The sequence below is a fragment of the Rhodococcus sp. Ni2 genome (assembly GCF_021352185.1).
In the GTDB taxonomy this organism is placed as follows: domain Bacteria; phylum Actinomycetota; class Actinomycetes; order Mycobacteriales; family Mycobacteriaceae; genus Rhodococcus_F; species Rhodococcus_F qingshengii.
On sequence record NZ_WOXZ01000002.1, the window covers coordinates 1,147,460 to 1,159,959 of the forward strand.

Annotated in this window: 12 protein-coding genes; 6 read left to right on the forward strand and 6 right to left on the reverse strand. The window is 63.9% G+C overall.

Features of this window, described 5'->3' with window-relative positions:
• Positions 1 to 2: 2 nt before the first annotated feature.
• A complete protein-coding gene (locus tag GN300_RS18950; RefSeq protein ID WP_063314781.1) occupies positions 3 to 2,324 on the reverse strand; it encodes an arylsulfatase in 2,322 nt (773 codons plus the stop codon).
• On the reverse strand, positions 2,321 to 3,298 hold the full coding sequence (locus GN300_RS18955) for a TauD/TfdA family dioxygenase (protein WP_042452972.1): 978 nt from the start codon (positions 3,296 to 3,298) through the stop codon (positions 2,321 to 2,323). The genes GN300_RS18950 and GN300_RS18955 overlap by 4 nt, the downstream gene beginning before the upstream one ends.
• A gap of 342 nt (positions 3,299 to 3,640) precedes the next feature.
• On the opposite strand from GN300_RS18955, the gene GN300_RS18960 reads away from it, so the two are divergent.
• Positions 3,641 to 4,912: an ROK family transcriptional regulator gene (locus GN300_RS18960; RefSeq protein ID WP_082845690.1), complete on the forward strand. Its 1,272-nt coding sequence runs from the start codon at positions 3,641 to 3,643 to the stop codon at positions 4,910 to 4,912.
• Positions 4,913 to 4,927: 15 nt separating this feature from the next.
• On the opposite strand, the gene GN300_RS18965 is transcribed toward GN300_RS18960, so the two are convergent.
• On the reverse strand, positions 4,928 to 5,287 hold the full coding sequence (locus GN300_RS18965) for a nuclear transport factor 2 family protein (RefSeq protein WP_054187841.1): 360 nt from the start codon (positions 5,285 to 5,287) through the stop codon (positions 4,928 to 4,930).
• Between the two features lie 70 nt (positions 5,288 to 5,357).
• Between GN300_RS18965 and GN300_RS18970 the strand changes: the two genes are divergently transcribed.
• Positions 5,358 to 6,227 (forward strand): LysR family transcriptional regulator, encoded by an 870-nt coding sequence (locus GN300_RS18970; RefSeq protein WP_063314780.1) that lies wholly within the window; start codon positions 5,358 to 5,360, stop codon positions 6,225 to 6,227.
• On the opposite strand, the gene GN300_RS18975 is transcribed toward GN300_RS18970, so the two are convergent.
• The 3 genes from GN300_RS18975 to GN300_RS18985 form a co-directional block, all read right to left on the reverse strand.
• A complete protein-coding gene (locus GN300_RS18975) occupies positions 6,193 to 7,197 on the reverse strand; it encodes a tocopherol cyclase family protein (protein WP_063314779.1) in 1,005 nt (334 codons plus the stop codon). The two genes, GN300_RS18970 and GN300_RS18975, sit on opposite strands and share 35 nt — an antisense overlap.
• Positions 7,194 to 7,586, reverse strand: coding sequence for a PaaI family thioesterase (locus GN300_RS18980; protein ID WP_058227471.1), 393 nt, complete (start codon positions 7,584 to 7,586; stop codon positions 7,194 to 7,196). The genes GN300_RS18975 and GN300_RS18980 overlap by 4 nt, the downstream gene beginning before the upstream one ends.
• Before the next feature lie 64 nt (positions 7,587 to 7,650).
• Positions 7,651 to 8,424 carry a PIG-L family deacetylase gene (locus GN300_RS18985; protein ID WP_003942001.1) on the reverse strand — a complete coding sequence of 258 codons (774 nt, stop codon included), beginning with the start codon at positions 8,422 to 8,424 and terminating at the stop codon, positions 7,651 to 7,653.
• Positions 8,425 to 8,535: 111 nt separating this feature from the next.
• On the opposite strand from GN300_RS18985, the gene GN300_RS18990 reads away from it, so the two are divergent.
• The 4 genes from GN300_RS18990 to GN300_RS19005 are packed head-to-tail and all read left to right on the forward strand — an operon-like array spanning position 8,536 to position 12,400.
• Positions 8,536 to 9,762: an MFS transporter gene (locus GN300_RS18990; protein ID WP_003942019.1), complete on the forward strand. Its 1,227-nt coding sequence runs from the start codon at positions 8,536 to 8,538 to the stop codon at positions 9,760 to 9,762.
• Complete coding sequence (locus GN300_RS18995; protein ID WP_042452989.1) at positions 9,708 to 10,535, forward strand: alpha/beta fold hydrolase; 828 nt, start codon at positions 9,708 to 9,710, stop codon at positions 10,533 to 10,535. Before GN300_RS18990 ends, GN300_RS18995 begins: the two co-directional genes overlap by 55 nt.
• A 42-nt stretch (positions 10,536 to 10,577) precedes the next feature.
• Positions 10,578 to 11,906: a D-inositol-3-phosphate glycosyltransferase gene (gene mshA, locus GN300_RS19000; protein ID WP_063314778.1), complete on the forward strand. Its 1,329-nt coding sequence runs from the start codon at positions 10,578 to 10,580 to the stop codon at positions 11,904 to 11,906.
• Positions 11,903 to 12,400, forward strand: coding sequence for a YbjN domain-containing protein (locus tag GN300_RS19005; protein WP_047268888.1), 498 nt, complete (start codon positions 11,903 to 11,905; stop codon positions 12,398 to 12,400). The genes mshA and GN300_RS19005 overlap by 4 nt, the downstream gene beginning before the upstream one ends.
• The last annotated feature ends 100 nt before the right edge of the window (positions 12,401 to 12,500 follow it).

Genomic DNA, 12,500 nt, shown 5'->3' on the forward strand with positions numbered 1-12,500 from the left:
GGCTAGTCGGCGGCATACTCTGCTTCCCGTTCGATGGATTCGATGTGACGACGCGGTACTTGTATCCGGCCGGGTGTGTAGGTGACGGCGCGCAGCGCGCCGCTGTACCGGAAGGGACCATGGCGTCGTCGTACCTCCCACGACACAGGTCCCCTGGCGTCGACACCGACCGAGATACCGGTCCACGGCGCCATTCCCACCAGTTGTACTTGCCCGAGCAGCCGGCCCGCGTGAATGCCGTCGACGCTGACGTGGAGATCCCAACGCAACCGCGGTACCACCGTCACCGACAGCTCGATGCGTTCGGTGCCGAGCGCCAGCGGTCCGGCGTCGACAACGGAGTAGGAACCGAACGCGTTGTACCCGAGATGCAGGTGCCCGTCCTCGACGTAGAGAAGGTACCCACCCTGCGGATCGCCATGGGCGACAAGGACACCGGCGTCACTTTCGCGGTAACCGTCGAGTTCGACCGTGATGTCGAAGTCGCGGAACCCGATCAGCTTGGATGAGCGGTAGCGCTCCAGCGGGGGCGTTCCGGCAAGTAGTCGCACCGGGCGTGAGAGTGCTCCTTCCTCCGGACGGCGAACCGCGCCGACGGTATTGCCGAGTAGAGGAAACACGGTGTTCGCCCACGCCGAGTGGTCCCAGGCCTCGGCGAGTTCGCGAACCTTGTCGGGAAACCGTGATGCCAGGTCGTCGAGCTCGGTCGGGTCGGTGCGGACGTCGAACAACTGCCAGTGCGGTTTGTCGATGTCCGCCGGGGTGAGAGCCAGCAGTTTCCAGCCGTCCTTGTAGTAGCCACGGTTGCCGGTCATCTCGGTGTACTGCTCGGTGTGAGTGCTCGGAGCGGCAGACGAACGCAGAACGGACGCGGAAGACACCCCGTCGAACTCTTTCACCGGGAGCCCGTTTCGCACACTGGGTGCGTCGATTCCGGCCAGTTCGAGCAGCGTAGGGGTCAGGTCGGTGACGTACGCGAACTGGTCGCGAATCCCGTTGTCGTCTGCTCCGGGTTTCAATCCAGCGGGCCAGGACAGGAGAAAAGGAACACGGATCCCGCCGGCAAAGGATTGCCCTTTGTAGAACCGGAACGGGGTGTTGGACGTCTGTCCCCATCCACGTGGATAGTGGACGCCCAATTCAGGTCCGCCGATGAGGGATTCGTCGTGGGGGACATCGCCCACCCAGTCCGGATCCTGAACATGCGCGAACTGTGCGAAGTAGCTTCGGGTCCCGTCCGAACCGCCCTCGGCGGTGCCGCCGTTGTCGGAGGTGAAGACGATGATCGTGTTGTCGAGCTCGCCGAGTTCGTCCAGGGTGTCGACGATGCGTCCGACGCTCTGATCGATCGAGTCGACCATCGCCGCGTACACCTCCATGTAGCGGGCGAACCTGGACTGCACTTCCGGCGTGAGTGATTCCCATTCGGGGACGTCGAAGCCGGGTTCGGAGTTTCGCGGTGCTTGTTGCGTACCTTCCGGAAAGAGGCCTTGCACGAGCTGAGAGGCGAACCGCGACTCGCGGATTCGATCCCACCCTTCGTCGTAGCGGCCGCGGTACTTTTTCTGGTCGGCAGGCTTGGCCTGCAACGGTCCGTGCATGGCGACGTGTGCGAAGTAGAGGAAGAACGGCTTGTCCTGATCGTGGGCGCGGAGGTCCTTGATGTACCCGACCGCTTTGTCGGTCAGATCGTCGGTGAGGTAGTACCCCTCGGGGTACTCGTCCACGTCGACCACAGAATTGTCGGAGATCAGTTGATTGGGATAGTAGAAGGAGTTGAGGCCTTCGAGTGAGCCGTAGTAGCGATCGAAACCGCGCTGCGTCGGCCAGGAGTCACGACTTCGTCCCGGGGCCAGGTTGGCGTCGCGTACGAGGTGCCACTTGCCGACGGCATAGGTCGCATAGCCCGCGCCGCGGAGGATTTCGGGGAGTGTCTGGACGTCGTCGGCCAATTCCAGACGCAGTCCGGGGTAGCCCGGATCGGCGTTGGCGACAAAACCGTACCCGGCGCGGTGCGGATTCAGGCCGGTGAGAAGAGCTGCGCGCGACGGCGAGCAGAGGGGCGTCGTGTGATAGTTGGTCATCCGAATGCCCTGCGCGGCAAGGCGGTCGAGGGTGGGAGTCTCGATCTCGGAGCCGAACGGCCCGATGTCGCTGTACCCCATGTCGTCGATCAGAACCACGACGATGTTGGGTGATCCGGGAATCGGGGTCGTGGAGGTGGGCCACGACGGGGTCGAATCGGCTGCGGTGCGGCCGATTCGACCCTCGAAGCCTTCGTATCCGCGGGCGTGCGGAGGAGGGGCGGAATCCGGTGAAGTCATGGGAGAGTCGAGGCGCCTTCGATGATCGAGTATTCGGAAGCGTCGCCGGCGATGCTGCGGCTTCGTTCCCCGTGGATGTTGACCGGGATGTCGCCGGCAAGGGTGATGCGTTCCAGACGCCGGTACTGATCGTCGTAGTCGGCGATCGCGTAGTGCTGGGTGGCGCGGTTGTCCCAGATCGCGACGTCACCCGCTTCCCAGTTCCACCGCGTCGTGTACTCGAGCTTGATGGCGTGATCCTGCAAGAGCTTGAATACACCGTTCGACTGTTCGGTGCTCAACCCGACGAAGTTCTTGACAAAATGTCCGAGGACGAGCGTGCGTTCTCCGGTTTCGGGGTGGACCCGCACCACCGGGTGTTCCGTCTCGAAGTACGTGGACTGGAACTCCTCGCGGTAGGCGGCCGTGCGATCTTCGGTGAGCCGCTCGGCGCTGGTTGCCGCATAGTCGTAGACGTTCGTGTGGCGAGCCCAGAGGTTCTCCGCGAGCGCCTTGAGCGGATCCGGCAGTCCGTTGTAGGCGGCTACCCCTGACGCCCACGTCGTGGAACCGCCGTATTCGGGTAGCTGCACCGCGCGCAGGATCGAAGCCTTGGGGATGCGGTCGACGAAGGTGACGTCGGTGTGCCAGCTGTTGGCCTTGCCCAGGTCCGAGTCGATGGGCAGAACTTTTGCGCCGTGCGACTTCACGGTGGGGTGGGCAGTGGTCGGGGTACCCAGCAGTTGGGCGAACTCGTACTGCGAATCGTTGTCGAGGTGGTCTTGCCCGCGAAAGAAGATCACCTTGTGTTCGAGAAGTGCTTGCCGGATGAGGGAAATCGTCGCCGGGTCGAGATGCCCGCCGAGAGTGATTCCGTCGATTCGGGCGCCGATATGCGCGCCGAGGGTGGTGACAGTGCCGCGAGCGGCGTCAACGGCCGCTCCGTTCGTTGATGCCGAATTCGTGAGGGTCGGCTTGGCGAAAGCTGTAGACATGGTGCACCTTTCGTGGGGAGTGTGCCCACCCAAACACGCGAGATTTCGCCCCGACAGGGTTGCGTTCAGTGTGATCGTTACCGCACCTGATTTGTGAATCTCGGTGAAGCTGCTACTTTTGGAGCCATGTCGACCGACCAGCCTGCCGCTTTGCGGGTCACCTATGTGACCGCTGCGCTTGGTTCGCGTCTGCCTCTGGCGCGAGAGCTGTGTTGTCGCCGCCGTTCTTTCTGCAGCTAATTTCTGCGCCTTTTCTGTCTATTTCTTCGTGTGACCAGTGGAAACGCTGATTTCTCGGTCGACAGAGATATGCGCCTTCTCCTCCTTCTGCAAGGGACAGCCATGTCGACACCCACAATCTCCGCCATTCCGAACATCCGATCGCGAACCGCGCTCTCGGGAACCCGGACCCGTACCCAGATAGTTGCGCCCGAACTACGCATCGCCGACGGTCCGTCCGCGACTGTGTTGCGCATTGCTCGATCCCGTGGGCCGCTCTCACGTGACACTGCGGCAAAGGCATCAGGGCTGAGCATCGCCACCGTGAACCGGCAGGTCACGAGCCTGCTGGACCTCGGGATCCTGCGCGAACGCGCGGACCTGACGGCATCCGGAGCAATCGGGCGTCCGCGAGTTCCGTTCGAGGTCAACCACGAGCCTTATCTGACAGTCGGCATCCACATCGGTGCCGTCGTCACCAGCATCATCGCCAGCGACATTCGTGGAAAGGTGCTCGGCGCCGTCGAGATTCCGACGCCTGCCACCAATTCTGCTGTCGCGCTTGCCACGATTGCGCGCTCGGCCAAATCCTTTGCCTCGCGGTGGCACAAGCGTCGTCCGCTCGCCGTCGGCGTGGCCATCGGCGGTCGCGTCGATTCAGCGACCGGAGTCGTCGATCACCCGCGTCTGGGATGGAAGGGCGCCAAGGTCGGGTCCATCATCGGAGCCGGCTTGGATCTCCCTGTATCGGTAGCCGCCCACGTCGAGGCGATGGCCGCGTCGGAACTTCTGCTCAGCACCGACCGTGCCGAAGCCCCGACGCCGGGCACTACCGGCCTGTACTTCTATGCTCGTGAAACTGCCGGTATCGCAATCACTTTCGAAGGGCGAGTACACACGCCGTCCAGCGGACCCGGTTCGATCGCGCACCTCCCCACCGGTTCGTCCGCACGGTGCACCTGCGGAGCCGTGGGTTGCCTTGAAGCGACGATCAGTGACCGCGCCGTAGTCGCGCGGGCTTTGTCTTCGGGCGCCGTGATCCAGGGCAGCGAGCGTGTCACGATCGCGGACGTCTACCGGGCCGCGTCGTCGGGTTCCATTCCGGCACACGAGCTTCTGGTTGATCGAGCACGCGTCCTCGGCCGGACAGTGGCGATGCTGCGTGACCTGTTCAACCCGGATCGGGTGATTCTGGGTGGTCAGGCATTTACCGACTATCCCGCCGGGGTGCCCCATGTCGCCGAGGCCTTCTCGACGGCATCCTCCTTGGAGCGTAAGGACATTCGAATTACCGGTTTCGGCAATCGGGTTCAGGAATACGCTTCCACGGTCGTGTCACTGAGCTCACTGTTTGCTGATCCCGCTGCGGCTATGCGCCGCGCGTCGGCCGTCTGACTGCGAAGAGGGTAGTCAGAGTTCCGGTCGATCCAAGACTCGCAACCATGATCCGTCGGGCTGGCGGCGCGCGACCTGCGTGCGCCCGCCGGTTCCGTCGGAAGGTTTGGTCGAGGTCATTGCCAGGTCGCCGCTGATCACCGTCGGTAGAGATTCCTCGACGGTGAATCTCGGTGCAGCTGCCAGCATCTGAGAGATCACCTCGCGGATGGCTTGGCGGCCCACGGTGAGGGACCCGGGCGGGAAGGCCATCACCGCATCCTCCTCGTAAAGTGCGGCGACGGCGTCTGCGTCACCAGCGTTGGCAAACTGCACGAAAAGCTTCGCGATGTCTTCCGGGGTTCCGGCCTTCTGAACGTCATCTGTTGTTGTCATGCTTCCATCGTTCTACCGTACCGGCGATAAGTCCAAGATCTAGTTTGTCTCGCAGCTAGAATTAGCAGTTATGGAACTTCGGCAACTCGAGTACTTTGTCGCTGTCGTTGAGGAAGCTAATTTCACTCGCGCCGCCGAGCGGCTTCACGTAGCCCAGCCGGGTGTGAGTGCGCAGGTCAAAAGGCTGGAACGTGAGCTGGGGCAGGAATTGCTCGATCGTAGTGGTCGAACCGTTCGTCTGACCGACGCCGGGCGAGCTGTCCTCCCACACGCCTACGCTGCACTTGCTTCCGTTCAGAGCACCCGCGACGCTGTCGATGCCCTGAACGGACTTGTTCGCGGCTCCGTTTCGGTCGGGATGGTCACCGCCTGTGCCTCCGCCGATCTGACCGATCTGCTCAGTCGGTTGCACACCAGACACCCCGGCCTGGACATCTCGCTGGCCGAGGACGATTCGCGCAGTCTGCTTGCCGGAGTGTCGGACGGAACCTTCGACATAGCCGTCATCGGGGTGGCGGGAGAGCTGCCGGAAGGGCTCGAATCGAGGGTGATCACCGACGAACGACTGGTGGCCGGAGTGGCAACGGATCATCCGCTGGCCGAGGTGTCGTCTCTACCGTTTGCCGAGCTCGCCACGCGATCGGTCATCTGTCTGCCGGAGGGAACCGGTATCAGGACGTGTCTGAACTTCGCGTGCGCCGCGGCCGGCACCACGCCGACGGTTGCGCTCGAGGCAAGCAACCTCGGCATCATCGTTTCATTGGCAGCGCAGGGGCTGGGAATGGCCGTGCTTCCCGAGTCGGCAGTGGGGGAGTTGCATCGGATCGATCTCGAACCGGAGGCGCGATCTCGGCTGGAATTGGTCTGGCGTTCGTCGGGCGGCAAGAATCCTGCGGCCTCCGCTCTCATCGATCTTGCGAGAGCTGTTCCCGCCGAGTGAGTTCGGCCTGCGCCCGATCCAATCCGCCGTGCTCGAGAGCAGCCAACCTCGACCTGTCCTTCCAGACAATGGTGCCGCGTCGCCGGACGATGACCGACATCGTTCCACCGAGATGCTCGAGCGCTCCTGGCACGTTTCGACGCTCGGCAGGTATCGGAACAGGAAGTATGTGTGCGTCGGCGATGGGTGCGGTCCCGTTGATGTCGACGCTCCACTTCCGGCTGTAACCCCGAAGCGTCCAGCGATCGTCGGACACCGTCGTCTCCACCTGTGACGTCAGTGGATTACCCAGCCGCAATACCGTTCCGTCCGGTAGCGCGGCAACGACGGCGGTGACTTCGGTGCGCAGAGGTCCGGCGCTGACCTGTCCGCCGGCAAACGCCACGCAGGCTCGAGGATCGGTGAACCCCTGTGCCTGTCCCCACCACCAGGATTCCGGAAATCCTCCCTTTCCCCAGTTCTTCTCGCCGTACACCTGCGCTCCGGTGAGATCCCAGCTCTGCCCGTCGATGACGGCGCTTCCCTCGACCCGGCCGCCGAGCAGCCACGGATGCCAGTACTGATTGAGTGCGGGAATTGATTGGAAGTAACTCGATCCCCCGAAGCGGCGGTGCGGCCAGAATCGCTGACTACTGATGCGCACGTCGAGATGACTGTCGCCGAAATCGACCTGGAGTCGATCGGCATTGCCGCGGAAAGCGTTGTCGGCGTAGGCCCCCAGGATACGGGGATCGGCCGATCCATTCGGATGCTCAGCAGTGCGGAGGAATCCGCCTGGATGTGCCGCGAGACCGAGCGTCGACCAGCTGTCGCCGTCGGCCTTGTTGATTCCGGCGAGCGCGATCACCACCCGCCCGCTGTCTGGCATCGTGAATCGCCAGAAGTAACCCTCCATCGCAACGTCATGGGAGGCAAGCAGATTGCCGTACGGCAGGGTGGCACCCGAAGCGCGGTACGCGGGAAGCTTCACGATCCCAGTACTGCCTGTGATGCGGTGACCTGAGCGACGAGGCGGCCCTCGTCGTCGCGGATCTCGGTCACCACCGCGACGGTGCTGCGCCCCGCGTGCAGTGGCCGGGCGGTGGCGGTGACCGTGCCCTTGCGCACGCCGCGAGTGAAGACGGTCGACGAACTGGTGGTGGACGTACTTGCGCCGGGCGGCAGATTGAGGAATGCACAGACGGCGCCGACGCTGTCTGCCAGCGTCATCAAGGCGCCGCCGTGCATTCCGTTGCCGGCGGTGGTGCGGTGGCTGTCCCAATCCAGATGGCCGACAACCTGTTCGGGTGCCGCGCTGTCCAACTGAATTCCGGTGTGAACTGCAAAAGGCATGCTCGCGACAAGTTGTTCGAGGTCCATGCCTACCGATGTTAACGAGCCGCCGAAACCTCCGTCGGGACTTCGGTTTATCGAGGGCGGTGACTCACAGGGGCAGGGCGGTTTCCGACAGCCCTTCCGGCGCGTTGCGACGACGGAACCACTCGGTGCCGAATGCCGCGGCGAGCTGCTCCGTCGGCATTTCGAGGAACGGGCCGAAATCGCCGACCTGCGTTGCGTGCGCGTACATGGCCGCGCGCTTGGACGAGATCACCGAACTGACGTCGACTGCGGTGGTGAGTTGGTCAGCCGGAAGCCCGAACGATTCGATGTCCGGCGGCTGCGCCTCCTCGGTCCACTCGGGGTTGGCCTGCATCAGCATCTTCATGTGATCGCGGTTGGTGGACGCCTCGTAGACGAACGGCGTGCCCGCGAGTTCTGCAGCACGAACGCCGACGTGGTGGACCTGGATGTGATCCGGGTGGCCGTATCCGCCGTTGGGGTCGTAGATGGTCAGGACATCGGCGTTCTCTTCACGAAGAACCTCGGCCAGACGCTCGGCGGCCTTCTCGACGTCGACGTTGCAGAACGCTTCCGGATTCTCGTTCTCGGGCGTACCCACCATCCCCGAATCCGGGTAGTGCAGGGACACGACGCGACTGGCACCCAACGCGTCGGTGGACGCCTCGAGCTCACGGCTGCGGCGCTGAGCCAACGTCTCGTATTCGTCCAACAGTCCGTCGGGGAATTCACCGAGAGCACCGTCGGTAGCGGTGACGACTACGACGCGGTGACCTGCGTCGGCGGCCATTCTCATCACGCCGCCCGTAGTGAAAACTTCGTCATCGGGATGGGCGTGGAAACACACCAGGACACTCATTCGCGCAATCGTAAGGCAAGTTACCGACAGGTCAACCCGAGCGCACAGTGAAAACGATTTGTCGAGTCGGCCTCGGCTCTGTGAACCTTGTTCAGTGCACGAGAAGCTGACATGAGCGAATCCACCAACAAAGGCCTGCTGAGCGCCTACCGCGAGATCTTTGCCGCCCCCGGATCGGTCGCCTTCTCGGCCGCCGGATTTGTCGCAAGGCTGCCGATCGCCATGATCGGTATCGGAATCGTGACGATGATCTCGCAACTTCGTGGTGACTACGCGCTCGCCGGCGCGCTCGCCGCGGTTTTTGCGCTCTCGTCGGCGATCATCGCGCCCGCGGTCTCGCGTGCGGTCGACCGCTTCGGACAGCGAGCGGTCCTGCCGATTGCCGCAGCCGTGAGCGTCACCGCGATCGGGGCGCTCCTGCTCGCAGTCCGGATGGAAGCTCCCGACTGGCTGCTGTTCGTTCTGGTCGTCCCCGGCGGCGCCACTCCGACGATCGGCGCGATGATTCGCGCCAGGTGGGTGGCGATCTATGTCGGAAAACCTCAGCTGCGCACCGCCTTCGCCTTCGAATCGGTGGTGGACGAGCTCTGCTTCGTGGCGGGCCCGGTCATATCGGTAGGTCTGAGCATCGGGCTCTTCCCCGAGGCTGGACCACTGGCAGGGTTGATCCTGCTGGTCACCGGAACCCTGCTGCTGGTCATACAGCGCGGAACCGAACCGAAGGTGCATCCGCGTCGACCCGGCCGCGGACGATCGGTTCTCGGTAACCACGTGATGTGGATCGTCATCGTGATCATGGTGATGCTCGGAACGATCTTCGGCGTCATCGACGTCGGCGCCATCGCGTTCACCAAGGAACAGAATTCGCCGGGGTCGGCGACGCTGGTCCTCGCGCTGTTCGCCGGCGGTTCGGGAATCGCGGGACTGATCTTCGGGTCGATGCACCCGGCGCGATCGCTGCGCGGGCAGTTGATGATCGCGTCCTCGGCGGTCGCCGTTCTCAGCGTCCCGCTTCTGTTGGTCGGAAACGTGGCCGCACTTGCGGGTGCCTACGTGCTGGCGGGCGCGACCATCGCACCGACGCTCATCATCGCGACAGCCCTGGTCGAACAGATCGTCCCACCGGAAAAGCTCACCGAGGGAATGACCCTGACGGTTACCGGCCTCGGCGTCGGCGTGGCGCTCGGGTCTGCGCTGGCCGGACAGCTGATCGATCGCTACGGCGTCCCGTCGGCCTACATGCTCGCCGTCGGCGCCGCAGTCGCAGCCTCTATCGTGACGGCATGTCTATTCGTGAAGCCGTCAGCGTCGACGGCACGTCCATCGTCTATCGAGTAACCGGAAATTCGGCGGGGACCCCGCTGGTGTTGCTGCACGGCTGGGCTCAGTCCTCGCAGTGCTGGGGCGAGCAGGTCCTCGCGGACCTGGCCGCGGACTATCGGCTGATCGCCGTCGATCTGCGCGGCCACGGTTACTCAGATGCGCCCGAATCCGGATACGACGATTCCGCGAACTGGGCCGGCGACGTCGCGGCTGTTCTTGCGGCCGAAGGCGTCACCGAGAACGCGATCCTGCTCGGCTGGTCGTACGGCGGTCTGGTGATCTGCGATTACCTGGCAGCGCACGGCACCGGCGCGGTGGCGGGCGCGGTTCTGGTCGGGGCGATCACCAGCATCGGGCGCGGCGAAAAAGGTGGCAAGGTCGGCTCGGCGATGCGTAGCGCAGTTCCCGGCGCGATGTCCGAAGATCCCCGCGAGGCGATCCGTGCACTCGGCGCTTTCGGCAATGCTCTCACCGGCCCACCCGAGGGCAAGGGTGCAGCGTCGCAGGCCTTGTTCGGGTACAGCCTCTCGACGCGTCCGCGGGTGCGCGCAGCACTGTTCAACCGTGCTGTCGGTCACGACGAGTTGCTTCGCAACCTGGACATCCCGGTCCTCGTTCTGCACGGAACCGACGACTCCGTCGTCGACGTGAGCGCAGGTAAGCACGCCGAGGAACTGATTCCCAAGTCCCAGGCGTCGTACTGGGAAGGCTGCAATCACGGCCCGTTCGTGGAGGATCCGACACGATTCGTGTCCGAAGTGCGAACCTTCATCTCGAGCCTCGGTTAGAGTTCGCGCCCGGTGAGGGGGCAGTATGGAGTCGTGACGCCCATGCACATTTCGCGCCCTCGCCGGGTGGCCGTTCTCTCGGTCCACACCTCGCCATTGGCACAACCCGGCACCGGTGACGCGGGTGGGATGAACGTCTACGTTCTGCAATCCGCCATTCAGCTCGCCAAACGTGGCGTCGAGGTGGAGATATTCACCCGCGCGACGTCCTCGGCCGACGCACCCGTGGTGGACGCCGCTCCCGGAGTGCGGGTTCGGAACATTGCTGCTGGTCCCTTCGAAGGGCTGGACAAGGCGGATCTGCCGACTCAACTGTGTGCCTTCGTCGCAGGAGTTCTGCGGGAGGAAGCGCGCCACGGCCCCGGGTACTACAGCCTGATTCACTCGCACTACTGGTTGTCCGGTCAGGTCGGCTGGCTGGCCCGCGACCGCTGGGGCGTGCCCCTCGTACACACCGCCCACACCCTCGCGGCGGTGAAGAATCTTTCGCTTGCCGAGGGAGACACCCCGGAGCCGGCAGCACGTCAGATCGGCGAGCAGCAAGTAGTCGCCGAGTCCGATCGCCTGGTCGCCAACACCACCGACGAAGCCAAGGCGCTGCACGAGTTGTACGGCGCAGATCCCACGCGTATCGACGTCGTGGCTCCCGGCGCCGATCTCACCCGCTACCGACCGGGCGATCGCGATTCCGCCCGCGCGTCGTTGGGGTTGGACCCGGGCGAGGTCGTCGTGACTTTCGTCGGCCGGATCCAACCTCTGAAAGCGCCGGACGTTCTGCTGCGTGCTGCCGCCGAAGTGATCAGCCGTCGCCCCGAGTTGCCGTTGCGCATCCTCGTCGTCGGCGGGCCGTCCGGAACTGGCCTCGCGCGGCCGGACGTGCTGATCGAACTGGCACGCTCACTCGGCATCACAGCGCAGGTGACGTTCTTGCCGCCGCAGGCTCCTGAGCGTCTCGCCGATGTCTACCGTGCCTCGGATCTGGTTGCGGTGCCGAGCTATTCGGAGTCCTTCGGATTGGTCGCCATCGAAGCTCAAGCCTGCGGAACTCCCGTGATCGCCGCCGACGTCGGCGGACTGGGAGTAGCCGTACGCAACGGGGAGACAGGCCTGCTGGTTCAAGGACACCGCACCGAAGACTGGGCCGGCGCCCTCGAATCTTTGGTGACAGCACCGACGCGCTTGGCCGAACTCGCCGCGCAGGCACCGCGTCACGCCGAAAATTTCTCGTGGGAACACACCGCGGACGGTTTGCTCGAGAGCTATCGCAAAGCCGCAGTCAACTACAACAACGGAACCGGTCCCAGCGACTTCTCGCCCCGCCGTGCGCGGGGTCTGTGGCGTCTGCGCCGGACCGGGGGAGTGCGTACATGAGCAGCATTTCGGACACCATCGAGCAGGCCCTCACCGAGCGTGAACTCGACTTCACCAGAAAAGACGACGCGCATTTCATCGTCGAACTTCCCGGTGAACACAAACTCAAGACGTCGACTCTGCTCACCGTTGGCAATCACGGTGTGCGGGTCGAGGCCTTCGTGTGCCGCAAGGTGGACGAGAACTTCGAAGGCGTCTACAAGTTCCTGCTCAAGCGCAACCGCCGTCTGTACGGGGTGGCGTACACACTCGACAAGGTCGGGGACATCTACCTGGTCGGCAAGATCGCGGAGCATGCCGTGACCGGCGATGAACTCGACCGAGTGCTCGGTCAGGTTCTCGAAGCCGCCGACGGCGATTTCAACGTCATCCTCGAACTCGGCTTCTCCTCGTCCATCAAGCGTGAGTGGGCGTGGCGGGTGTCGCGAGGCGAGTCGCTGGCGAATCTCGAACCGTTCAAGCACCTCATCGAGGAGGAGCCCGCGCAGAGCTGATCGAGCGGGGTGAGACACATCGCGGATGTGTCACGTAAAGTGACCTTTACTTGTGACTGTCGTCACGGAATAATACTGTTCCCGTGAGTCACAGTAAGTT

Coding starts and splice junctions, on each gene's coding strand:
- mshA (WP_063314778.1), top strand. CDS start 10,578: ATGCACATTTCGCGCCCTCGCCGGGTGGCCGTTCTCTCGGTCCACACC.
- GN300_RS18985 (WP_003942001.1), bottom strand. CDS start 8,424: ATGAGTGTCCTGGTGTGTTTCCACGCCCATCCCGATGACGAAGTTTTC.
- GN300_RS18965 (WP_054187841.1), bottom strand. CDS start 5,287: ATGACAACAACAGATGACGTTCAGAAGGCCGGAACCCCGGAAGACATC.
- GN300_RS18980 (WP_058227471.1), bottom strand. CDS start 7,586: ATGGACCTCGAACAACTTGTCGCGAGCATGCCTTTTGCAGTTCACACC.
- GN300_RS18950 (WP_063314781.1), bottom strand. CDS start 2,324: ATGACTTCACCGGATTCCGCCCCTCCTCCGCACGCCCGCGGATACGAA.
- GN300_RS18970 (WP_063314780.1), top strand. CDS start 5,358: ATGGAACTTCGGCAACTCGAGTACTTTGTCGCTGTCGTTGAGGAAGCT.
- GN300_RS18990 (WP_003942019.1), top strand. CDS start 8,536: ATGAGCGAATCCACCAACAAAGGCCTGCTGAGCGCCTACCGCGAGATC.
- GN300_RS18960 (WP_082845690.1), top strand. CDS start 3,641: ATGTCGACACCCACAATCTCCGCCATTCCGAACATCCGATCGCGAACC.
- GN300_RS18955 (WP_042452972.1), bottom strand. CDS start 3,298: ATGTCTACAGCTTTCGCCAAGCCGACCCTCACGAATTCGGCATCAACG.
- GN300_RS19005 (WP_047268888.1), top strand. CDS start 11,903: ATGAGCAGCATTTCGGACACCATCGAGCAGGCCCTCACCGAGCGTGAA.
- GN300_RS18995 (WP_042452989.1), top strand. CDS start 9,708: ATGTCTATTCGTGAAGCCGTCAGCGTCGACGGCACGTCCATCGTCTAT.